The following is a 23,028-nucleotide window of genomic DNA, read 5'->3' as shown; positions in this document are numbered from 1 at the left end:
GTGAACAAAACATCTATACATCCCTTAAGTGGAACTGTCCTATTTAGTGGATTCTTGCTCCTGTCCATAAGTCTCTATCCTCAAGCTCAAGAAGCTTCCGCCGATGTAACAGATGAGCAGATGTTTGCAACCAAAGCAACTCTGAATCTGGCGATCGCTCCTCAGTTTGATGATGTCTACCCATTTTCTGATGGGCTGGCTAAGGTTGAAAAAGAGGGCAAAAAAGGCTTTATCGACAAAACTGGTAAGTTCATCATTCCTCTCAAATTTAGGGTTGGACCTGACAATGGCGAAGGAGAGGAAGCACCTGATATTGTTGGCTCGTTTTCTCAGGGACTGGTAGATGTGCAACTGGGCGGTTTTACTGGCAAATGTGGCTATCTCAGTAAAACAGGTAAAGTTGCCATCCCGTTACAGTTTGAGCGTTGTAGTGGATTTTCCGAAGGGCTGGCAGCCGTCCGGCAGGGTGGCAAAACTGGCTACATTGACAAAACTGGCAAGTTTATCATTCCTCCTCAGTTTGATTCCCAGATTTTACCCGCTATGCCTTTTTCTGAGGGATTGGCAGAGGTTCAGCAGGGCAAGAAATGGGGCTTTATTAATAAAACTGGCAAGTTTATTGTTCCACCCAAATTTGACGCGACAGTCGCATATTCTCAGGGTTTAGCAGCCGTCAGACAAGTCAAGAAATGTGGCTATATTGACAGTAAAGGTAAGGTTGCTATCCCACTCCAGTTTAATGACTGTACTCCTTTTTCTGAAGGATTAGCTGCTATCCAAAAACAGGGAAAATGGGGCTATGTTGATAAAGCAGGAAAGATGATTATCTCTCCTCAGTTTGACCAAGCGATAAATTTCTCTGAAGGACTGGCAGCCATCAATCAGGCGGGTAAATGGGGTTACATCGATAAAACAGGGAAAATCCTTATTTCACCGCAGTTTGAAGAGACAGACCAATTTGTTCAGGGGCTGGCACCGGCTGCTCAGGGTGGTAAATGGGGTTTTATTGATAAAACTGGCAAGTTTATGATTACCCCTCAATTTGATGTGGCGACGAAGTTTTCTGAAGGGCTGGCAGCTGTTTATCAGGACGGCAAATGGGGTTTTGTGGTCAATAATCTGCCCTTAAAATAAGCCACATTTGACAGAATAAATGACTTAAAGAGTGATTGAGCGTGACGATAGACAAATCTTTGGCATGGAAGAAACTTTTGTGGCAATGGTTAGTTGCCTGTGTCGTGGCTAAACTGCTGCAAATCATTGTGGACGGAGTTGCCGGAGTGGTTGCATCAGCGACAGGGGGAGGATTCACTGGGGGTAGCACTAGCCTTTTGTTAATCCTCATCGTATTTAGATTGATCGGCGGTGCTTTAGGTGGAACTGCTCAATGGCTGGTTTTAAGGCAGTGGCTCCCATCTATTCGCTCCTGGGTGCTGGCAACCAGTTTGGGAAGTGCGATCGCCCTAGCGGTAATCAACGGGCTATGGGCAGTGACTCTTATGCCCCCAGCTTCCGGCTTGATAGGTGGCATGATGCCCACGATGTCCGTGCTGCCTCAGTTTTTGTTTGATGGTATCTACGGCATCTTGCTGGGGGTAGCACAGTGGCTGGTGCTGAGAACAAAAGTGCCGCAAGCAGGTTGGTGGGTGCTAATCAGTGGTGTTGGCGCGATCGCAAGTAGTATTGGTATCGATGTGCTGCAAAGGTTTGTCGGCCCGATGGGGATTGATGTCAGCCAGAGTGCTTGGAATCCATTCTTTTGGGCGATCGCATCTGTCAGCGTTGTGCTTTACGCTGCGATCTCAGGCGGGTTTCTGGTCTGGAGTTTGCGTCAGCGGTTCTAGCGAGTAGAAAAGGACTGCACAACACTCTGGACATTGTTTTCTAGCCCGTTACTGCTTAAGAACAAGCGATCGCCATTCAGAACAAATCGATAAATATGGCTTTCACGGAGTGTCGGGGTGTGCCAAAGCACCTGTCCGCTTGTGGCATCGAAGGCATTCACCCGACTATGGTTCTTTGCTGAACCATAGAAACCAAGAGCGCTGACACCTTCGATTTCCATATCAGCCGTGTAAATAATATTGTCTGCCAGAGCGATGGGTCTGGGTTCTTGCCGATCCTGGCGAGATAAGGTAAATTGCCGAAGCATAGCCCCAGTCTGCCGATCCAAAACGACAAATCGCGTACTCGTCTTGGCATCACCATCCCAAATGAAGACTTCGCGATCGCTCGCTAGCTTGGCTTCACCGCCCCGCATCGTATGAGTCCAGCGTTCCTTGCCCGTTTTTAAATCGAGTGCCTTGACCCAACCAGGTTCCTTTCCTGTACGGTCTTTGCTATACACTGCCGGATATACAGTGTCTCCTAAAACTGTGACATCCGTTAGCTCAGCTGAGGTGTTCCAAGTCCAGAGGACTTTGCCTGTAGCGGCATCCAATCCGGTGAGTTGGTATCCTCTTTGGGGTGTACTGGGATTAACTAAGATGGGCAAAAACACTACCCCATTTTGAACCACAGGCGATTTGGAGTCCACACTCTCAAAGGTAGAAACCATACTGTCTTTGGGGGTGACAAACTTCCAGAGCAGTTTATCTGGAGTACGGGCAGAAATTTCGTTGCGATCGCTCTCTACTCCCTGTCTGACATAGCTGTTGAGAATGAAGGCTCCCTGAGATACTCCAATCATTCCCGCAAAGTCTGAATTGTCAAGTGGCAATACTGCTTTTGTCTTGCCTGTGTTGGCATCAAGCGTCACCAGGTTTTTGGGATCGTCAACTAGTGGCAGTAGCCCGAAATCGCTGGCATAGATAGTATTACCCTCTATAGCAAACACCCTGCCAATCGGCTGCTGGCTCCGCCATTGCACCTTCCCGGTTGCCGGATCGAGTGATTGAAGTGCTGAGGGCTTTGTATTCCCCGTTGGCACCAGCAATCGGTTCTCTGTTGCGATTGGTGCCGTACTAGCGTGTAGGTTTACTGACCACACAGGCTGACGAGTCGATGCCGCACTAATGGCAGAAGCGATCGCGTGGTAGCCCAGCACCAGCACTACACCTACCAGTACATATTTGAAAAGCTTTTTTAACACCGGGACGACTCCACTTCAACCTGAGAAAATCATAATTTGGAACAGACTAAACCCGGCTGATTTTCTCCATAATTTAAGCTTTTTAGCCTGCAAGCAGTCAGTTGTAAAACTTGAGATTAAGCGATCTCTACCAGGTCACGGTACTCGCTCAAAAGTTCCTCTTGAGTAAGTGCATCAGTTTCTACCTGAGGACTCCAGAGTAGTTCAAACACCATTAGATAGTCGAGGCTGATGGCTGTAACTTTCTCTAAAGCAAGCTTTACAGTATGTGCAGAATTGAGGTTTTCAAATAACGGCTGATCGTCAGCCGTGCCGATTAGCAATGTTACGACGATGTATGCAGGTTGTTCTTCATCTGGATCGAGTTCAACTTGTTGCTGGGTAACTTTGCCATCTACGTTAGAGAGGGTTTCAGCCGTAAATTTGCTACGTTCTTGTAACGAAAGTTTGTTGAAGACTGTTTCAGCTTCCTCCCGACTAGAAACTGTCTGTGAACTCCCCAACACATGAGTCCAGCATTCGGAATTTTCTAGCAGTGCTTGCACAGATGCTTGTAGTAGCTGCATCAACCCTTCCTGGGTTTGAGTATTAGCCGTAAGACTTAATTCAGACAATTTTGATTGAATCGTACCAGCTTGGGCTGTTAGCGCTATCTGTAGTGTGCTAACGGTGACGATATCATTTTCAAGCTCATTCTGATTCATGGTTTTTGGTTTTTGGTTAGAACTGGAATCTTGCAACCAAGCAGCAAATAAATCGGGACGGCGATCGCGCGTTCTCTCGATTTGTCTGTCTCGCCGCCAGCGTTCAATCTCCGCATGATTCCCCGATAGTAAAACATCCGGCACCTTCCACCCGCGAAAGTCAGCAGGACGGGTGTATTGAGGATAATCTAACAACCCCGCCTCGAAACTTTCTGCTTTTAAAGACTCTTCCTTCCCCACCGTTCCCGGTAGTAGGCGAATGGTGCCGTTGAGTAGTGCCAGCGCCGGGATTTCTCCACAAGTCAAGACAAAATCCCCTAAAGATACCTCCCGTGTCACCAAATTCAGCACCCGCTCATCGACACCTTCATAATGACCGCAAATAATTACCAATTGGTCATAATTGGCTGCCAATTCTCGAAACAGCGGTTGCTTCATCGGTTCTCCCTGCGGCGTCATCAGGATCGTCTCGCGTCTGGCTAGAACTGGCAGTGACTCCACAGCACCAAATATCGGCTCTGGCTTCATCAACATCCCTACTCCGCCGCCGTAAGGCTCATCATCCACGCGGCGGTGTTTATCGGTGGCAAAGTTACGGGGATCGATCAGATGCACGGAAGCAATCTGTTTGGCTAAAGCTTTCCCTAACAGTCCCGAACTCAGAGGAGAGGAGAAAAAATCTGGAAAAAGAGTAACAATATCAAATCGCACAGCAGAAGTCGGTGATAGTTAAGTAGTAGGTTGATTTTACCCATTCCCTACGAATTCCTACCGATTACCCACTACCCGGTATCCCTAATCGCAAGATAATGTTAAATATTTTATAAAAAAAGTTGACTCGATCTGGCATTATGCATATAGGATTAAGCCCAAAAGCGACAAACTAGGGGCGATCTGTAACGTTTGTTACTCAACAACCTAGAAAAACAATTAAATTGTTTGGTGATGTTGATGGAACGCCTGCCAGTAAAGATTGATAAGGAAATTGAGACGATTGACAAGCGTGAAAGTAGGGATTGTCCTGGTGAGCAAGGGGGTTAGAGAGAGTTGAGCAAGAACCATGCATCAGGATAAATTGGCATTCCTATCAACTGGCAGAACGATAGTATTCGATATCACCCTATGCTCAAGAGCAACATGATGCTGCAGTTAGAACCTCAATCCTTAGTACAGAGGATGCCCCAATCAACGAAAACCGCCATCATGGTGATCGGCGGTGCGGAAGACAAAGTTCACGGACGAGAGATATTACAAACCTTTTTTAATCGTGCTGGCTCGACTGATGCCTGCATTGCGATTATTCCGTCAGCATCCAGAGAACCTGCGGTGATTGGCGATCGCTACCTCACCATCTTTCAAGAAATGGGTGCGAAAGTAGTGAAAGTATTAGATATCCGCGAACGGGAGCAGAGTTACGATCCCTTGATGCAGGAGTACATTGAAGAGTGTACAGGGGTTTTCATGACTGGAGGCGATCAACTGCGACTCTGTGGACTGCTTGGCGAGACGCCATTTATGGAAAGAGTCCGATACCGCGCGCAACTGGGAGAGATTACGCTGGCAGGAACCAGTGCAGGAGCGGCGGTGATGGGACATCATATGATTGCGGGAGGCGGTAGCGGCGAGTCTCCCAATCGTTCCCTAGTTGATATGACGCTAGGGTTAGGGATTTTACCGGATGTGATCGTAGATCAACACTTTCACAATCGCAATCGCATGGCGCGTCTAATTAGTGCGATTTCGGCTCATCCAGACAAATTAGGGATCGGGATTGACGAAGATACCTGCGCCTTAGTGGAAGCGGATGGTCTTTTACAGGTAGTCGGTAAAGGCACCGTGTCTATCGTCGATCCTGGGGAGATATCTCACACCAATCAATCTTTAGTGGGAGCAACCGATCCGATTAGTATTTTCAATCTACGGTTGCATATTCTTAGTTATGGCGATCGCTACCATTTACACCAGCGAGTCATCCTGCTACCCGATGGCTGATGAGTGAATATTACTAGCGGTACTTCAATTCCAAATTTAAAACTTGTCATGATTGCCTTTTTGGCAAAAAACTGTTCGTGGAGAACAGTCTAGTGACTTTTTAAAGCTGGAAACTAGGGAATTGCTTAAAGTAGCAGCGGATTCAGTAAGGGCGAAGCCTTTCTGGCAAAGTTTTCTCTTAAAAGCAGCAGATGTGAAATCGCTTGCATCTTCGTCCCTACCCGCGATTCGACAGCCCACATCCTCTGAATCACCCGCAAAAGTAGCCATGAGAATTTTAAAAATCCAGACATTACGGGGTCCCAACTACTGGAGTATTCGACGGCAAAAATTGGTCGTCATGCGCCTAGATTTAGAAGAACTTGCAGAAAAGCCATCCAATCAGATTCCTGGCTTCTACGAGGGATTAATTCAGGTGCTACCAAGTCTGGAAGAACACTTCTGTTCCCCTGGCTGTCGAGGTGGTTTCTTGAGCCGAGTCAAAGAAGGCACGATGATGGGACACATCATCGAACACGTTGCCCTAGAACTCCAGGAACTCGCTGGGATGCCAGCTGGCTTTGGTCGTACCCGCGAAACAGCCACCCCAGGCATTTACCAGGTGGTCATTGAGTACCACGATGAACAAGCCGGTCGCTATGCCTCCAGAGCCGCCGTGCGCCTTTGTCAGAGTATTGTAGACACCGGCACCTACTCCGCCCAGGAGTTAGCACAGGATCTTAAAGACCTGAGGGATTTCGCACGGGCTGCTGCCCTCGGTCCCAGCACCGAAACCATTGTCAAAGAAGCCGAAGCGCGGGGAATTCCCTGGATGCCTTTAAGCGTTCGCGCCATGATTCAGATAGGGTATGGCGTCTACCAGAAGCGGATGCAGGCAACTTTGAGCAACCACTCTAGCATTTTGGGTGTCGAACTTGCCTCCGACAAAGAAGGCACCAAAAAAATGTTGCGCCAAGCCGGGGTGCCGGTTCCGCGCGGCACGGTAATTCACTACCTGGACGAACTTGAAGACGCCATTCAAGAGGTGGGGGGATACCCAATCGTCCTCAAGCCCCTCGACGGCAACCACGGACGGGGCATTACTATCAATATCACCGACTTCCAACAAGCAGAAGAAGCCTATGATGCTGCCAAGAGCGCTTCTAAAACTCGCTCGGTGATTGTTGAACGCTACTATACTGGAAGCGACCACCGAGTATTGGTGGTCAACGGCAAATTGGTGGCAGTTGCGGAACGAGTCCCCGCCCATGTGGTAGGAGATGGCACATCCAGCATCGAGCAATTGATTGAGCTAACCAATAGCGATCCCCATCGGGGTGAAGGGCACGATAACATCCTCACCAAAATTGAAGTAGATCGCACCACCTTCACGCTATTGCAACGGCAGGGGTATACCCTAGAGACCGTGCTACCTGCCGGAGAGATTTGTTATCTGCGGGCAACCGCCAACCTCAGCACTGGCGGGATTGCTGTTGACCGGACTGACGAAATTCATCCCGAAAATATCTGGCTTTGCGAACGAGTCGCCAAGATTATCGGGTTGGATATTGCTGGAATTGATGTGGTGACATCCGATATCAGCAAACCCTTGCGAGAAATGGATGGGGTGATTGTTGAGGTGAACGCCGCCCCTGGATTCCGGATGCACGTTTGTCCCAGCCAGGGTTTGCCGCGAAATGTAGCTGCCCCAGTGCTAGATATGCTCTTTCCGCCTGGAGCGCCCACTCGCGTTCCCATCATTTCCATTACTGGCACCAACGGTAAAACAACAACGACTCGTCTAATTGCCCACATCTTCAAGCAGACGGGGAAAACGATTGGCTACACTACCACCGATGGCACTTACATTGGGGATTATATGGTGGAACCGGGGGATAACACCGGCCCTCAAAGTGCCCAGCTGATTCTTTCCGATCCCACGGTAGAAGTGGCGGTGCTAGAAACCGCGCGGGGGGGGATTCTCCGCTCTGGTTTAGCTTTCAGTGCCTCTGATGTGGGTGTCGTCTTAAACGTGGCTGCCGACCACCTGGGAATTGGGGATATTGAAACGATCGAAGATATGGCTCATCTCAAGAGCGTCGTGGTGGAAGCGGTGATGCCAGAAGGCTATGCCGTCCTGAACGCCGACGATCCCTTGGTAGCAGCGATGGCGCGGCGGGTGCAGGGACAAGTGGCTTATTTCACCATGAATCCAGAAAATGAGCTGGTGCGAGAACATACCCGTCGGGGCGGTTTGGCAGCGGCTTATGAAAATGGCTATTTGTCGATTTTGAAGGGAGATTGGGTACTACGGATTGAACAAGCGGTGAATGTGCCGCTGACGATGGGGGCACGGGCACCTTTTCAGATTGCCAACGCGCTAGCGGCGAGTTTGGCGGCTTTTGCGGAAGGGGTGAAGATTGAGGAAATTCGTCAGGGCTTAAATACGTTCCGCGCTTCAACCGCTCAGACACCAGGACGGATGAATATGTTCGAGATGGGCAAATATAATGCTCTGATCGATTATGCTCACAATGCAGCCAGCTATGAGGCGTTAGGTGGTTTTGTCCGCAACTGGCCTGGTGAGAGAATTGGTGTGGTGGGTGGCCCTGGCGATCGCCGCGACGAAGATTTCGTTACTCTGGGCATACTCTCGGCTAATATGTTTGACCGCATCATCATCAAGGAAGATGATGATACGCGGGGGCGACCTCGCGGTGAGGCAGCTGCCTTAATCTCTCAGGGAATTCAGCAAGAAAAGCCAGATTCCCGCTATGAAACCATTCTGGATGAGACGACCGCCATAAATACGGCGCTGGGGCAAGCACCAGAAGGCAGTTTGGTGGTCATTTTGCCGGAAAGCGTCACCCGTGCGATTAGCTTAATTGAGGCGCGTCGTCCTCAAGGGGAAAACGGACATCAGCCGGTTGCACCGTCGATAGAAAATCAAAATAGCTTGAAGGCGTCTGTAGCCCAGACCCTTTAAACGCTCATCAGTTATGTATTTGTAGGGACACGGCAATGCCGTGTCCCTACCCGTTATTTGAGGTCTTGATTTTCATCTGATGGTTCCTCGTCCACGCCCCTTACTCCGTCCTTGAAGCCGCGTAAAGTCTTACCCAGCGAACTTCCCAGTTCGGGAATCTTCTTGGGACCGAAAATTAAAATTGCTGCGATCGCGATTACTCCCACTTCAGGCCATCCTAAACCAAACATACCCGTTTCCTGCGAACTATCCACAATCAACTATAGGAGACTATCGAGCGGCTGGAGGAAGATAATCTCTTGTAATGGGTATTTCTAACCATTCGCTAAGTTCTTGGGTTAACCATTCGAGTTCCGCTTCATGGATGCCGCCACTCTCAGCGTTAAGTTCATACTGCCTTAATCCTGCCTCAATAATGATTTTGCCTGGAACATCAACCCGGTTTCCTTCTGAGTCTTTTTTATGGTGTTTCGGGATGTATACCAACCTGTTAATATCCTGTCTCAATGCTGGACGAGGACGATGGAATTTAAATCCAAATATTTCCCATGTCAGTGAAATTTGCTTTTGATTGCTATAAAGCTGCGATCGTCCAAATAACGCAAAGAGAATCTGCCAGATCATACTCACGCCAGCAAACCAAAAGGGTAGTGAAAACAACACCATAAACAAGTTGAAGCCTAGTGGTGCAAATAGGACAGAGCTTGTCCACACGAAGATGAATGAATTCCAAGCGATCGCAAAAAAGCACAACCCTATCGTAGAAGCAGTAAGTCCCTTCGGAGGGATACTAATTTTAATAAAATCTGCATTTTTAGTCAGTGAAATTTTGCTACCAGTTGGTTTCTTGACAACTAGAGGAAAGCTATCTGCTGTTGGATGTTCTTGTTTTAATGCTTGTAGTGCTTCACTAGCAGAAGCCAAGCGTCGATTTAAGCTGGGATGTGTCATCCGCTTTAACCAATTGATTAAAACAGGACTGAGATTGGCAGTTTTTTCAAATTCAATTTGCAAGTTATCTGTTTGAGGGAAATCAGCAGGATGTTGACCTGTTGCCAGATAAATTAAAGTTGCGCCTAAACTGTAAATATCGGATGCGGGAACTGCACGTCCGCCAAATTGTTCCGGCGGCATATAACCATAAGTTCCCACAACTGTAATTGTCCCGCCTTCCTTGGCGGCGAGAGTCTGCACCGCCCCAAAATCAACTAAATAAACTTCGCCAACATTATTACCAGAACGATTGGTTAATAAAATATTGCTGGGTTTAATATCTCGGTGGATAACTGGAGGTTGACGACTATGCAAATAGTTGAGAATTTCTAAAATTGCAGTGGTAATTTGCTTGATATCTGCTTCGCTGAAAGTTCTTCCTCCTTTGAGATGTTCCTCTAGAGATTTCCCTTCCACGTAGGTTTGGACGAGGGCAAATCCTTTGTAGTTCGGTGAATTTAGCTCAAAATAATCCAGGTAGCGCGGAATCGCCGGATGTGTCAAAGATTTTAAAGTTTCCGCTTCCCGTTCAAATAACTTAAGCTCCTCCCACTCAAAATCACTGCCAAAAGTCAATAGTTTGATTATTACTAATTGTTGCGTTTTTTGGTCACGCGCTAGGAGTGTGCGTCTTCCAGCGCCTTTTCCAAGCTGTTGTTCGATTTGGTAGCGATCGCCAAAGACTTCACCCTTCATACTTATCGCCTGCCCCTAGCTATTAGCTGTTGTTATAACTCTGGGTTATCGCGGGTGGCAAGCTGATATCCTTAACCTACCTGCCTTTATTACTGGATTCTTGTACGCTAAAGAAAACAAATTTTAAAAAAATGCTCGAAACTTCTAAGCCTTCCCTACGCGAACAACAACACCCTCTGATTCGCAATTTAGCGGACACTATCGAGGCAGTTTGGCACCGCCATCTCGACCTTTCTCCCTACCACCTGCCAGAAGAGTTGGGGTATGTGGAAGGGCGATTAGAAGGTGAAAAGCTAACGATTGAAAATCGCTGCTACCAGTCGCCGCAGTTCCGCAAAATGCACCTGGAATTGGCAAAAGTCGGCACAATGCTGGATATTTTGCATTGCGTGATGTTTCCGCGTCCAGAATACGCGCTGCCAATGTTTGGCTGCGATTTAGTCGGGGGACGGGGACAGATTAGTGCCGCGATCGCAGATCTTTCTCCTACAAGCAGCGACCGTACCTTACCGGCAAACTATACCGCTGAACTTCAGGCGCTACCAGCCCTTCAATTTTCCCAACCGCGCGAACTACCCGCTTGGGGCGCAATCTTTTCAGAATTCTGCATCTTTATTCGACCCAGTAATCCAGAGGAAGAAACCCAGTTTCTCTCTCGCGTCGAGGCGTTTTTAGACATTCATTGTGTTAATGCCAAAGCCGCCAAACCCGTTTCTGCCGAACAGCAAGCTGAAATTTTGCAGGGTCAACGCAACTACTGCACCCAACAGCAGCAAAACGACAAAACCCGTCGAGTGCTAGAAAAAGCTTTTGGCGAGGAGTGGGCAGAACATTATATGACGACAGTTCTGTTTGACTTACCGAGTGCTTAATCTGCTAGTAAGATTCCCTCGCCAGATTGATGCCTACCTCTTAAGATTAATTAATAAAAATAATTTCCTTAGAGGCTATGGCACAGGAATCTGGCTCCAAGAATCAACCATTCGTAAAACCTGTAGGGCGGTGGGCGATCGCGGTTGTCGTGGCTGGTGCTTTAGCAACCAGCGGCGTTACCGTTTACAACCTCTATGCCTTGCGAGAGGCTGCTCAGCAGCCGGTGCCAGCAGTAGAGCCGAGTACGCCTCCTAAGCTTGCTGTGACTGCCTTGGGGCGTCTGGAACCGCAAGGGGAAGTGATCAAACTCTCTGCTCCTATGTCGGTTCAGGGCGCTGCTCGCGTGGATCAACTTTTGGTCGGTGAGGGAGATAAGGTCACAAAAGGTCAAGTGGTGGCAATTCTCGACAATCGCGATCGCTTACAAGCAGCTTTGGACAAGGCAAAACAACAAGTCAAAGTCGCCCAAGCCGATCTCAATAAAGTTAAGGCTGGAGCGCAAACCGGGGAAATTACCGCTCAGAAGGCAGCGCTCGCTCGTACTCAAGAGGAGTTACGCGGGAAAATTGCCACTCAACAGGCGACGGTAGCTCGCTTAGAAGCCGAACTGCAAGGGGAAAAAAATGCGTCTGTTGCCAAGATTGCCCGCCTGACTGCCCAGATGGATAATGCGAAAAAGGAGTTTGAGCGCTATGAGCAGCTATATCAACAAGGTGCAGTTGGAGCTTCTCTCTTTGACACCAAGCGCTTAGAAGTAGAAACGGCACTTCGGCAACTCAACGAAACTCAAGCCACTGCTAACCAGAAAGTAGCTACCCTGGAACAGCAAATTAACGAAGCCAAAGCCACTGCTAAAGAGACAATCGCCACTTTAGAACAGCAAATTAACGAAGCCAAAGCGACGTTAGAAAAAATTGCGGAAATTCGCCCCGTCGATGTCCAAGCAGCACAAGCCGAAATTGAGAACGCGATCGCATCCGTCAAACAAGCGCAAGCCGACTTGGAATCAGCCTATGTCCGCGTACCCGTTGCTGGTCAAGTTTTGAAAGTTCATACCCGTCCTGGAGAAACCATTGGTAATAATGGAATCGTCGAAATTGGGCAAACCGATTTGATGGTTGCTGTCGCAGAAATCTATGAAAGTGATATCGGAAAAGTGCGGCTAGGGCAGCAAGCGACGATTAACAGCGAGGGCAATGCTTTTGCCGATGAACTCAAAGGAACGGTCAATCAGATTGGCTTGCAAATTGGGAAAAAAGATATTTTAAATACCGATCCAGCCGCAGATGTAGATGCCAGAGTGGTGGAAGTAAAAATTCGCCTAAATGCAGAGTCCAGCCGCCGCGTTGCCGGTTTAACTAACTCTAAAGTTACCGTCAAAATTCATATTTAGCTATTTTTGCTAATGGCTTTTGAACAATTAGCCATTAGCCCCTTGCCAACAAGTTTTGTAGAATCATGCCAAAAATTCCTCTAGCCTGGTTACAGCTTACCCGTGAAAAAATGCGGCTGCTGGTGGCACTTGCCGGTATTGGTTTTGCTGACATTTTGATGTTTGTGCAGTTAGGGTTTCGCGATGCCCTTTTTCAAAGCTCCGTAAGCTTGCATGAAAATATGCAGGGGGACGTTTTTTTGGTCAGTTCCCAGTCCACGGCTTTGATTGCCATGAAAAGTTTCCCACAGCGGCGACTGTATCAAGCTCTCAGCTTTGACGGAGTAAAATCGGTCAGTCCAGTATATCTTGGCTTTGGCTTGTGGAAAAATCCAGAAAATCGCCGCACTCGCCAATTGATGGTAATTGGATTTAATCCCGCAGCAGAAATTCTAAATTTACCCGAAGTTAAAAATAACCGAGATAAAATTAAACTTCCAGATGTTGTTTTATTTGATGAAGCGTCTCGTCCAGAATTTGGGGCAGTTGGTGATTGGTTTAAGCAGGGAAAAACTGTTGAAACAGAAGTAGAAAGCCGTCGCGTCAAAGTACAAGGCTTATTCACGCTAGGCGCATCATTTGGAGCCGATGGTAATCTGATAACGAGCGATTTGAACTTTTTTCGGATGTTCCCTAGACGACAGAGAGGATTGATTGATATTGGAGTGGTTAATTTAGAAGCCGGTGCGGATGTAAGTCAAGTTATTCAAAATATGAAGGAGTCCTTTAATTTAAAGAAGAATGATGCGAAATGCCAAGACTTAAAAAATATGGATAAAGATTGTACAGATGTACAAATTTTGTCCCATGAAGAATTTATTGAGTTTGAAAAGACATATTGGCAAACCAGTACATCAATTGGATTCATTTTTGGTTTAGGAACCTTAATGGGATTTGTTGTTGGTACAGTTATTGTCTACCAAATCCTATACACTGATGTTGCCGATCATCTAGCTGAATATGCTACGTTAAAAGCGATAGGCTATACGGATTTATACTTACTAATTGTTGTTTTTCAGGAAGCTTTAATTTTATCAGTTTTAGGTTATATTCCTGGCTTTTCGTTAGCGTCAGGGCTTTATATTTTTATAAAAGGCGGTACAAATTTACCGATTGCAATGACTGTTGTTCGAGCAACCGTAGTGTTGCTTTTAACTATTTTTATGTGCTTGATTTCAGGTGCGATCGCAGTCCGTAAGCTCCGAGCTGCCGACCCCGCTGATATTTTTTAAATAGTATTTTTTAACATAGCTAGTTGCTAATTTTAATGAAATTGAAAAATTATGCTGCAAGAACCGATTGTTGCAATTAAAAATCTCAATTATTACTTTGGCAAAGGTTCGCTCAGAAAACAGATTTTATTTGATATAAATCTGGAAATGCAGCCGGGAGAAATTACAATCATGACTGGGCCATCAGGGTCAGGAAAAACTACATTATTGACTTTAATGGGCAGTTTAAGGTCTCCTCAAGAAGGTAGCCTGAAAGTATTAGGACAAGAACTAATTGGAGCTTCTAAAAGCCAAATGGTGCAGGTACGGCGGCACATAGGCTATATTTTTCAAGCTCACAATTTGCTGAAGTGCCTAACAGCGCGACAGAATGTACAAATGTCGGTGGAACTGCATCGGGATATTCCGTCACAGGAAGCTGCAACCAGGTCAGCCGCGATGTTGGAAGCGGTGGGGTTAGGCGATCGCGTAAATTACTACCCGGAAAATCTTTCTGGGGGACAAAAACAACGGGTAGCGATCGCGCGTGCTTTAGTGAGTCATCCTAAATTAGTATTAGCTGACGAACCCACGGCTGCTTTAGATAGTAAGTCCGGGCGCGATGTTGTCGAGCTGATGCAGCGATTGGCAAAGGAACAAGGATGTACGATTTTGATGGTAACTCACGACAATCGTATTTTAGATGTTGCCGACCGAATTATTCACATGGAAGATGGGCGTCTAGTTCGCGATACAGTTATTTCCGAAAAAACGCCTGCTTAAGTCAGATTTCTGAGTGAAAAATCCGATTGAAGTGGGTTGATTTCTCTTGATACACTACATAGTTTTTGGCGAATGGCTCATTCTACAAAAGGCAATCTTTTCATTTTCCATTTACACTTCAAGAAAGCCTTTTGTTTAGAGATGATTGTAACTAAGCTCATATCTTGCATCAAGCTCTCAGAATAGAATTCTGGGACGATTGCATTCCAAATCTAAAAGCGCGGACTAACCGAAAACAAGGGTTTTGTAACCTGCTCTCGGCAGGTTTCGTTTGCGTGCTTCCTATCGCTGTGCGGTTTCAACTGCCCGGAGCAAGATGTCACTAAAGAATAACTAAGCAGAATCCACCCTGGTTGCTGATGGAAAAGAACTTATTTCTCAACATCCTAGCGCTTCGTGCGAATAGTGACATTGCCACCTTCACTTAATTGTTCTAGGACCAATAAAGGTGTCGGTTTGGCTTTTTGATCCCATTGTAGTTTTGCAAGACGACCCTGAATTGTGGGTTGCCAAGTATCGTGGTCTTCCGCTGGACTGAGGAATGTTTCAATACAATCAATAATTTGGCTAATCGTAGCAGAAGTCGCTTGGGTAGGTAATTTCATTAACTTGATTTGAATGCGGAAAAGCACCCGCTTAGAGCGCTTCGTCCCCTCTCCCGTCTCATAAATGACATCAAAAATCTCATCAACTTGGCGTCCCGCTGTACTGGCAATGCCCACTGAGGCTTGTGATGCTTGGGTAGGACGCAGGGCGATAGTGATTAAGTCTTTTACTCTGACTTTGATTTGATTAACAATGGCAAAGTGAAATACCTCTTCATCCATTCGCATTCTGAGGTAATCCAGGTTGAATTCGCGTGAGTTAACCAAGTCAGGATTGCTTTCCATTCTATGAATAGAGTCAAGCGCCAACTTTAACTTTTTCTGGAGGTCTTTGACTTTAAAATCCTGGATCTTGGCTTTCTTTGCCATCTCATCCTTTTTAAGCTTGACAAATACTGCCCCAGCAATGAGAAGTAACAGCAGTCCTCCGGAGGTGTACATCCAGATGGGCGCGGGTTGAGCGTTGGCGGCTGCGGCTGCTGGTTGGGCGGTTTGAGTTTTTTTGGCAGGGGCTTTAGGTTGAGCCTTCTTGGCAGGGGTTTGAGCCAATCGCAAATCTACAATAAGGAACGGAGTGGACATAGTCGCTAGCCTAAAAAAAATTCATGTCTATTTTCAGGATGCCCAAAAAAGCAGAAATTACAAAGTAAAAAGTATGAAAGATAAATAATCAAGTGTGAAATTCTGTCAAATCCTTTTTCGGAAAGCGGCTCGACTCTTAGTTTAGACCCAAATCACACTTCATTAGAGCTGACTTTAACGTGCTGTTAGCGCAACGGCGCGATCGCGCGGACTAGGCAAAACTACAGAGACTTTCATTGTTGGGTGTGAAGTGCGCTCAGGGGAGCTTTTGCAAAAATACCGATTGGCAAGACTCTCTAAAACTCTTGAAACCCTTGAAAAGTCGTCGCGATCGCCAAAACACCTTCCTCAAGGATCCGTAGCCGGAATTGTTTAGCGATCGCCAAACAGCAATCCCTGTGTTATTCAGTTGCTTCACTGGCAAGATATCAGCTAATAGGGAAAGCAGCCCCAGACTGGGGCTGCTTTCCCTATTGGCTAAGAATGAGAGTATCTAGATTCTGCCCGATCTTATCTTTGGGCGCTGCTGCCAAGCTGATTCCAGGTTTGGATCACCTTCTCTAAAGGTGCAGGCAAACTCCCTTGATTAATCTCGGTGTAGCGAACTGTACCCTTGCGGCTGCTAAGGGTGTAGGTGATGTGATCGGCAGCACCACTGGGTGCTGGGTAACTCAGGTTCTTAAATTGGGCAAATTGCTGCTGTTCTAGCAATTGCTGAAACTGTCGTACCTGTTGCACAGGAATGCGGAGAACGCTACGTTCGGAGTCATTAGCATCGCCGATGCGAACCCGCATCAAGCTTCCGTCATTCAATAAAACAGTTTCGTAGGTTCTGCCAGCAAAACCGCCACTGGCGATCGCTCGAAACACCACATTTTTATCTAAGGATGGTGGTAGTTCGCTAGTCGGGATTGGCATTGGCTTGAGGATGCCAGCATCGCTTAGTTTACTTGCTGCTTGATTGAACTTAATAATGGAACCATCGCTGTTGGTGTGATAAACCAACAGTTGTAGCTTGCTTTGTACAGTTACCTGCCACCCAGGTATTGCATTAGTAAGACAACTCTCGTTAATACCGCCCAAACCCAGACAGCTATCCCAATTGTACTGTTGAGCTTGAACGATGCTGAGTTCGGTAGTGGGCACTTTGAACTGTCTGGAAGCTTCCCTTAAGACTGCATCTCGAACGGAATTCGGCAAACTCGCGAGTTGATCCACCTTCACGACAGAACCAGCTGCATTCGTGCGATAGACCAAGCGTTTTCCGCTTGCTTCTACCGTCACCTGCCACCCTTCTACTGTCGCTGGCGCACACAAAATATCAGGTGCGTAAATCCCTAGACACGCATCAGGCCAAGTCTTCTGTTCGGCCTGGACGACGCGAATCTGGTTTACCGGCAAACCCAGCTGCGTGGAGGCATCAGAAATCACAGCATTGGCAACAGATTTGGGGAAGTTTCCGGGGATGTTACTGCCAGGAGTATTCGACTTTTCTTGACGTAAAACTTGCCCTGTAGAATTGGTGCGATAGACCCAAGTTTTGTTATTGCTAGACACGACAACACGCCAACCGGGAACTAATGCTTGAGTACAAAATTCACCCGATTTCGGAAGTCCTAAACAGCCATCGTTCCAAGTTTCCTGACTAAACTGAGTAATTTTGAGCTTTCCTGGAGCGATGCCAGTTTGACGCGACAAATCTTGACGAACAGCGTTAGCAATCCGAGGCGGTAAGCGATTAGCTTGCTTACGGTCAAGATTTTGCCCAACTTTCTGGTCTTTAACCTTAACCAGTCTGGTGATAGACTCAGAAAGTCCGGCTGGGGCAGCAAATGCGGTTTGTAACAGTGTCAGACCTGCGCCTAAAGACAAGATGCCAGTTAGAACTAAAGCGGCAAAAACCCGATCGGATTGGTGAACTGTTTTACCAGAGTTTACGGGTTTGGAGTGATTTTTGAAAATCTGTCTCATAGAAACCTCAATAGAGTTGTTTTGGCAAGCGGAGAGCGTGTTAGGTGAGACGAGCGGCACTCCAACGCTCATCGAATGCATATAGCAGATAAGAAGCTTGACGCTGCTATCGTGCGAGTTAGTTCCGCTGTTTAGTTCACCTGAATGGGTGATTTTTTAGAAGTTTCCAGATAGCGATCGCCAGCCAAAAAATTTAACTTCTGCAAAAACAGGTTTCTATAATCGTGTAGGCGTTTATTTATTTCAGCAAGGGAGCGATCGCGATGACTGTGTTGGTAGTCGCTACGGGAAATCCAGGTAAGCTGCGAGAGATGCAGACATATTTAAGCGGATTTGGCTGGGAACTGACCCTGAAGCCAGAGAAACTGGAGATTGAGGAGTCGGGTGACACCTTCATGGCTAACGCTTGTCTGAAGGCATCCCAGGTGGCACAGGCGACTGGAGAGTGGGCGATCGCGGATGATTCTGGCTTGGAAGTAGACGCCTTAGAGGGTGCACCCGGTATTTATTCCGCGCGTTACGGCAAAACCGACCCCGATCGAATTGAACGCCTGTTGAATGAACTCGGCAACGAACTGAATCGGGAAGCGCAATTTGTTTGTGCGATCGCGATCGCTCGTCCCGATGGCGCGATCGCCCTGCAAGCCGAAGGAGTTTGCCGCGGCGAAATTCTCCACGCCCCTCGCGGTACGGGAGGATTCGGCTACGATCCAATTTTTTACGTTCCCAAAGAGCAAATGACCTTTGCGGAAATGACTCCTGAGTTGAAGCGCCAGTGGAGCCATCGCGGTCAAGCTTTTAAAATTCTCTTACCCCAGCTACAGACTTTAAAGACTGAGGGTTAAGTCCAGAAGTTAGAAGTCCAGTAACCAGAAATCAGAATTTTGCGATCGCCAAAAATTCTAATTTCTGATTTTTAATGACTCCTGACCTCTAACCTTGATGACTCAGTCCTCAGTCCTCAGCCCTCAGTCCTCAGTCCTCAGCCCTCAGTCCTCAGTCCTGACTTAGACAGCTTCCAGATTCTTTTCCCCCGTCCGAATTCTGATGACCTGCTCTACCGGGCTGACAAAAATCTTACCATCACCGATTTCACCCGTTCGGGCAGCGGCAATGATTTTCTCAATCACCATATCAACCTGGCTGTCTTCAACAACGATCTCTACTTTAAGTTTTTGCAGAAACTCAACCGTGTACTCGGAACCGCGATAACGTTCGGTTTGACCTTTCTGCCGCCCAAATCCTCGGACTTCAGAAACGGTCATTCCCACAATTCCCGCATTGACTAGCGCAATTTTAACTTCGTCGAGTTTAAAAGGCCGGATAATCGCTTCAACTTTTTTCAAGCTTCTAACTCCTCAGTTCGTTCTGGATTTGATCTGTACAATCAATTTGTACAACCAAAGGTACTCGTAAAGCGGCGGCTATGTTTTATCACTGCTCAAACAAAGATTTTTGTATTATATGATACATATTGCTCTTCACTCCTACCAGAGGCATCCATTGTGCCAACCCTAACTAACAGGTTTCTCTAGATATCGCTGACTCGTTAACTAGACATCGTTGACTAGACAGTACAGTGAAGATGCGCGGGTTTGGCAATATTTTCCCCATTTGTATCAAAGCGGTTGTTCCAGGCAGATGCACCCGGTTCTTCCGACTCCTAGCAGAGTTAATCTTTCAGCCGTCAACCAGCAAGCTCAACGACTATTATTCAAAAGCGGACGCACAATCAAAAAGCCAGTGCCAAACGCTGTCGCCACAATCAAAAAGATGACGATGATTAACCACCAGCCACTCACATCTGCGGAACGCTCTGGCTGAGTTGGGCGACGATACCGACCTTCTTCTTGTTCGATTACCAAGCTTTCTGAAAAATCAGGTAATGGTGCTGGTTCCGCTTTGGGAGGGGGAGGAGGTAGAACTTCCACTGGCGGAGCGATCGCAGCCGAACGAGGAGGACGAGGAGGCTGCGGAGGACGCCGCTTAGGTGTTGCGTTTGATCCAGTCCGAATTTCCGGTTCAATGGGGGGAGGGGGAACTTCAACTCGACCCCCGGAGGGAAACGAAGTTACTACCTGTTGTGCGTGCAAAGCTGACTGAACAACTTTTTCGATTTCTTGGCGCAGCTGTTGATTTTCTTTGGCTAACTGCTGATTCTGGGAATTCAGCGAGTCCAGCATCGCTTGCGCTGTTTGTAACTCTGCTGAGAGTTCTTTGTAAACCGAAATTGGCACTGAGGGACGGTAGGTATTCATTGGGATTTGGGGAGTCTGCTCAGAAATATAAGCATTTTGCATTGGCGAGCGGGTCGAGGGATTAGACATCATGGATTTAGTTTAAGTTTGGTAAGGCAACAATAATGGAAAGTGAGGCGACTCTGACAGCCATTTTTTAACAAATTTGCTATTTAATCAACTAGGAATGTGCCCCAATCGATCTTTACGGTGTCATTGCTATAACCTTTGTATTCTCCGATTGTTTTAATTCTCCGATTGTAGGAGGGGAAAAAAGTGTCCCACTGGCCCTTGACCCTGACCAATGGCTAAAGCGTATTTTAGAGCAGTGGTGACATAATCTTTGGCTTTTTGAACCGCAGACCACCGATCTTTGCCCAAGGCTAGATTAGCCGCGATCGCGCTACTGAGCGTACACCCTGTGCCGTGAGTATTGGTCGTCTCTACGGTTGCGGTTTTCAAGGTTTCCAGATGGTGCCCATCGAACCAGATATCGATGCCGCGTAGATTCCCCTCCATTCCGCCTCCTTTCACTAATACAGCCGCACCACCTCCCAAATGATAAATCCGTTGGGCAGCAGAGCGCATATCATCCAAGTTATGAATCGGCAATCCGCTCAGTAATTGAGCTTCGTAGCGGTTGGGGGTCACAATCGCTGCTTTGGGGATTAAGACATCCCGCAACGTTGCCACAGCGTTATTGTCAATCAGCTGGGCACCCGTGCGCGATACCATGACGGGATCGACGACTAATTTGTCCAGTTTGAAACCTTCCACAGCTTGCGCTACAGCCGCAATAATCTCCCCATTCAGCAACATCCCCGTTTTCGCTGCTTGGACGCCAATATCCGTCACCACAGCCTCAATCTGGGCGACAATTGCTGCTGTCGGTAAAGCATCCACCCGCGTGACTCCCAGCGTATTCTGCGCTGTCACGCAAGTAATGGCACTGGTGCCGTGAACGCAGTGAAAGGCAAATGTCCGTAAATCGGCCTGAATGCCAGCACCGCCGCCGCTATCTGAACCGGCAATTGTGAGAGCAACAGGTACGCTTGAAGGGTTTTTAACGGTCATAGGAATGAGGAATGGGTAAGAGAAATGGGTAATTAGTTAATACCCGCAAATTAAGGACTACTAACAATTACTTTTACTCTAAATTTTGATGAAACCAATCCCAATCTAAATTGAATTGAATGATTAGATTTTACAAATTGCTGCAAATCGAGTGCTGCTCAATTTACAATTTGCCGACGAATCGGCAAATTATTGCAATGCTGCCCTTGAGAAGCGAGTAGAACTGAGTTATGTGCCTAAAGACCTAATCAGAGGAAATATACGATGAGCCGCACTGATTTCCAGTTTAGGAGGGGAAATTCGTGCGGCGTGAGAGCATGGATGTAGCGATCGCTCCTGTAATCAGTCAAGTCTTCCCACTTTTGGGACAGGTAATCATTGAATTCGGAACTTCTACCGAATTCAATCGGCTTCGTGGAAGTTTAGAAGAATTTCGCACCCTGCTAACTAAGGCTGGATTGCCCACGCATCAATTAAAAATTAAAAAGGAAATGTTCCATTTTTAATTTTTAATTCTTCTAGCGTTGCGGACGCCGTCTTTGGAGAAATTCCGGAATATCCAATCCTCCACCTTGTTGTTGAGGTTTAGGCTCAAACGTGGGGGTAGAAGGAGGAACGGGTGACGGTGCAATGGGTCGCTGTGGCTGTCTGGAAGTGCGTGCCTCCCTCGCCGCCGGTGTAGACTGAGTTTCCCCGCTAAATCCAGTCGCAATGACGGTAATTCTTACCTCACCTTGCATCCGGTCATCGATCACTGCCCCGAAAATGATATTCGCATTCGGATCGACCACTTCATAGATTGTTTCGGCTGCGGCATTCACTTCGTGCAGCGTCAGGTCGCTACCGCCGGTAATGTTAAAGACAACCCCTCTGGCTCCTTCAATCGAAGACTCTAGCAACGGTGAGGAAATTGCGGCGACGGCGGCTTCTCTGGCTCTCGATTTCCCAGAACCCACGCCAATCCCCATCATTGCCGATCCCGCATCTGCCATCACGGCTCGGACATCTGCAAAGTCTACATTGACCAGTCCGGGAATCGTAATAATATCCGATATCCCTTGCACACCTTGACGCAGGATATCATCTGCTACTCGAAAAGCATCTTGAACCGGCATGGTTTCTGGAATCACTGCCAGCAGCTTATCGTTAGGGATGACGATGAGCGTATCTACCCGACCCTGCAAAGCGGCAATGCCTTCATCTGCCTGAGAAGTGCGACGGCGTCCCTCAAAGGTGAAAGGACGAGTGACAACGCCCACCGTTAAGGCTCCCATTTCTTTGGCAACTTCTGCCACAATCGGGGCTGCACCCGTACCCGTACCGCCTCCCATCCCAGCGGTAATAAATACGAGATCGGTATTTTCTAAGGCATGAGCGATCTCGTCGCGCGATTCTTCCGCTGCCTTTTGACCAATGGCAGGATTACCTCCAGCACCTAAACCTCGCGTTAACTTCTGTCCCATTTGCAAGCGTTTAGCAGCCGAGGAGTGAGACAGCGATTGAGCATCAGTATTGATTGACCAAAACTCTACGCCACTGACATCACTGGCAATCATGCGGTTCACCGCATTGCCCCCACCCCCACCAACACCAATGACTTTAATTTTGGCGACGCTACCTAGCACGATGTTGTCACTCCTAGATTCTTCCCTGGGTGTTCCGTTAGCATCGTGATTATGGCCTAAATGTAACACGGTGTTATTAAAAGGATTCGCGCCGTCCACTGCGGGTGAACGACCTGCGTTCCCTGAGGGATTTGAGTTTTGGTGGGCAAGCCCTGGTTTACTATTGAGCGTCATTGCAATAGAAAGGGTCAATA

Annotated in this window: 20 protein-coding genes and 1 pseudogene; 10 read left to right on the top strand and 11 right to left on the bottom strand. The window is 47.5% G+C overall.

Translation table 11 applies throughout. The features are described from left to right. Both NDI44_RS03150 and NDI44_RS03145 read left to right on the top strand, forming a co-directional pair. Window positions 1-1,134, top strand: a complete 1,134-nt coding sequence (locus NDI44_RS03150) for a WG repeat-containing protein (protein WP_190412327.1) — start codon at window positions 1-3, stop codon at window positions 1,132-1,134. A gap of 41 nt (window positions 1,135-1,175) precedes the next feature. Further along, a complete protein-coding gene (locus NDI44_RS03145; protein ID WP_190412326.1) occupies window positions 1,176-1,844 on the top strand; it encodes a hypothetical protein in 669 nt (222 codons plus the stop codon). On the opposite strand, the gene NDI44_RS03140 is transcribed toward NDI44_RS03145, so the two are convergent. The 3 genes and pseudogenes from NDI44_RS03140 to trmD form a co-directional block, all read right to left on the bottom strand. Beyond that, entirely contained in the window at window positions 1,841-3,091 is a 1,251-nt protein-coding gene (locus NDI44_RS03140) for a PQQ-binding-like beta-propeller repeat protein (protein ID WP_190412325.1), read from the bottom strand. The genes NDI44_RS03145 and NDI44_RS03140 overlap by 4 nt on opposite strands. Window positions 3,092-3,207: 116 nt before the next feature. Continuing rightward, window positions 3,208-3,795, bottom strand: a complete 588-nt coding sequence (locus tag NDI44_RS03135) for a DUF1517 domain-containing protein (protein ID WP_242037064.1) — start codon at window positions 3,793-3,795, stop codon at window positions 3,208-3,210. Between the two features lie 27 nt (window positions 3,796-3,822). After that, window positions 3,823-4,506 (bottom strand): annotated as a pseudogene (trmD, locus tag NDI44_RS03130) (tRNA (guanosine(37)-N1)-methyltransferase TrmD); the annotation flags it as partial. 429 nt (window positions 4,507-4,935) lie between these two features. On the opposite strand from trmD, the gene NDI44_RS03125 reads away from it, so the two are divergent. Together NDI44_RS03125 and cphA are read left to right on the top strand one after the other, a co-directional pair. After that, on the top strand, window positions 4,936-5,787 hold the full coding sequence (locus tag NDI44_RS03125) for a cyanophycinase (protein ID WP_190412853.1): 852 nt from the start codon (window positions 4,936-4,938) through the stop codon (window positions 5,785-5,787). Between the two features lie 268 nt (window positions 5,788-6,055). Beyond that, window positions 6,056-8,752 (top strand): cyanophycin synthetase, encoded by a 2,697-nt coding sequence (cphA, locus tag NDI44_RS03120; protein ID WP_190412323.1) that lies wholly within the window; start codon window positions 6,056-6,058, stop codon window positions 8,750-8,752. Window positions 8,753-8,805: 53 nt separating this feature from the next. On the opposite strand, the gene tatA is transcribed toward cphA, so the two are convergent. Together tatA and NDI44_RS03110 are read right to left on the bottom strand one after the other, a co-directional pair. Further along, window positions 8,806-8,982 carry a twin-arginine translocase TatA/TatE family subunit gene (gene tatA, locus NDI44_RS03115; protein ID WP_190412322.1) on the bottom strand — a complete coding sequence of 59 codons (177 nt, stop codon included), beginning with the start codon at window positions 8,980-8,982 and terminating at the stop codon, window positions 8,806-8,808. 40 nt (window positions 8,983-9,022) lie between these two features. Further along, the gene (locus NDI44_RS03110; RefSeq protein ID WP_190412321.1) at window positions 9,023-10,441 is read right to left on the bottom strand and encodes a serine/threonine-protein kinase; all 1,419 of its coding nucleotides are present in this window, start codon (window positions 10,439-10,441) and stop codon (window positions 9,023-9,025) included. A gap of 131 nt (window positions 10,442-10,572) precedes the next feature. Between NDI44_RS03110 and NDI44_RS03105 the strand changes: the two genes are divergently transcribed. The 4 genes from NDI44_RS03105 (at window position 10,573) to NDI44_RS03090 (ending at window position 14,740) form a co-directional block, all read left to right on the top strand. Beyond that, window positions 10,573-11,313: a phycocyanobilin:ferredoxin oxidoreductase gene (locus NDI44_RS03105; RefSeq protein WP_190412320.1), complete on the top strand. Its 741-nt coding sequence runs from the start codon at window positions 10,573-10,575 to the stop codon at window positions 11,311-11,313. Between the two features lie 77 nt (window positions 11,314-11,390). Then, window positions 11,391-12,707: an ABC exporter membrane fusion protein gene (locus tag NDI44_RS03100; protein WP_190412319.1), complete on the top strand. Its 1,317-nt coding sequence runs from the start codon at window positions 11,391-11,393 to the stop codon at window positions 12,705-12,707. 65 nt (window positions 12,708-12,772) lie between these two features. Beyond that, window positions 12,773-13,978: an ABC transporter permease DevC gene (devC, locus tag NDI44_RS03095; RefSeq protein WP_190412318.1), complete on the top strand. Its 1,206-nt coding sequence runs from the start codon at window positions 12,773-12,775 to the stop codon at window positions 13,976-13,978. Window positions 13,979-14,029: 51 nt separating this feature from the next. Further along, entirely contained in the window at window positions 14,030-14,740 is a 711-nt protein-coding gene (locus NDI44_RS03090; RefSeq protein WP_190412317.1) for a DevA family ABC transporter ATP-binding protein, read from the top strand. Window positions 14,741-15,126: 386 nt separating this feature from the next. Here the strand turns inward: NDI44_RS03090 and NDI44_RS03085 are convergent, their stop codons facing one another. Beyond that, window positions 15,127-15,927, bottom strand: coding sequence for a hypothetical protein (locus NDI44_RS03085; protein WP_190412316.1), 801 nt, complete (start codon window positions 15,925-15,927; stop codon window positions 15,127-15,129). 510 nt (window positions 15,928-16,437) lie between these two features. Further along, a complete protein-coding gene (locus tag NDI44_RS03080) occupies window positions 16,438-17,898 on the bottom strand; it encodes a hypothetical protein (protein WP_199304821.1) in 1,461 nt (486 codons plus the stop codon). Between the two features lie 263 nt (window positions 17,899-18,161). Here NDI44_RS03080 and rdgB point away from each other — a divergent pair, with 263 nt between their 5' ends. Further along, window positions 18,162-18,743, top strand: a complete 582-nt coding sequence (gene rdgB / locus NDI44_RS03075; protein WP_190412315.1) for an RdgB/HAM1 family non-canonical purine NTP pyrophosphatase — start codon at window positions 18,162-18,164, stop codon at window positions 18,741-18,743. Between the two features lie 162 nt (window positions 18,744-18,905). Here the strand turns inward: rdgB and NDI44_RS03070 are convergent, their stop codons facing one another. The 3 genes from NDI44_RS03070 to thiD form a co-directional block, all read right to left on the bottom strand. Beyond that, window positions 18,906-19,244, bottom strand: coding sequence for a P-II family nitrogen regulator (locus tag NDI44_RS03070; RefSeq protein ID WP_190412314.1), 339 nt, complete (start codon window positions 19,242-19,244; stop codon window positions 18,906-18,908). Window positions 19,245-19,598: 354 nt separating this feature from the next. Next, window positions 19,599-20,228: a hypothetical protein gene (locus NDI44_RS03065; RefSeq protein WP_242037042.1), complete on the bottom strand. Its 630-nt coding sequence runs from the start codon at window positions 20,226-20,228 to the stop codon at window positions 19,599-19,601. Window positions 20,229-20,381: 153 nt separating this feature from the next. After that, entirely contained in the window at window positions 20,382-21,209 is an 828-nt protein-coding gene (gene thiD / locus NDI44_RS03060) for a bifunctional hydroxymethylpyrimidine kinase/phosphomethylpyrimidine kinase (protein ID WP_190412313.1), read from the bottom strand. Between the two features lie 302 nt (window positions 21,210-21,511). On the opposite strand from thiD, the gene NDI44_RS03055 reads away from it, so the two are divergent. Beyond that, window positions 21,512-21,715: a hypothetical protein gene (locus tag NDI44_RS03055; protein WP_190412312.1), complete on the top strand. Its 204-nt coding sequence runs from the start codon at window positions 21,512-21,514 to the stop codon at window positions 21,713-21,715. Between the two features lie 12 nt (window positions 21,716-21,727). On the opposite strand, the gene ftsZ is transcribed toward NDI44_RS03055, so the two are convergent. Next, the gene (gene ftsZ, locus NDI44_RS03050) at window positions 21,728-23,008 is read right to left on the bottom strand and encodes a cell division protein FtsZ (RefSeq protein WP_190412850.1); all 1,281 of its coding nucleotides are present in this window, start codon (window positions 23,006-23,008) and stop codon (window positions 21,728-21,730) included. Window positions 23,009-23,028: the final 20 nt, after the last annotated feature.

Origin of the sequence: Trichocoleus sp. DQ-A3 (assembly GCF_039961975.1) — a bacterium.
Lineage (GTDB): Bacteria > Cyanobacteriota > Cyanobacteriia > Cyanobacteriales > FACHB-T130 > FACHB-T130.
The sequence above is the reverse complement of the archived record's forward strand: the minus strand, read 5'-3'. Positions and strand labels throughout refer to the sequence as shown.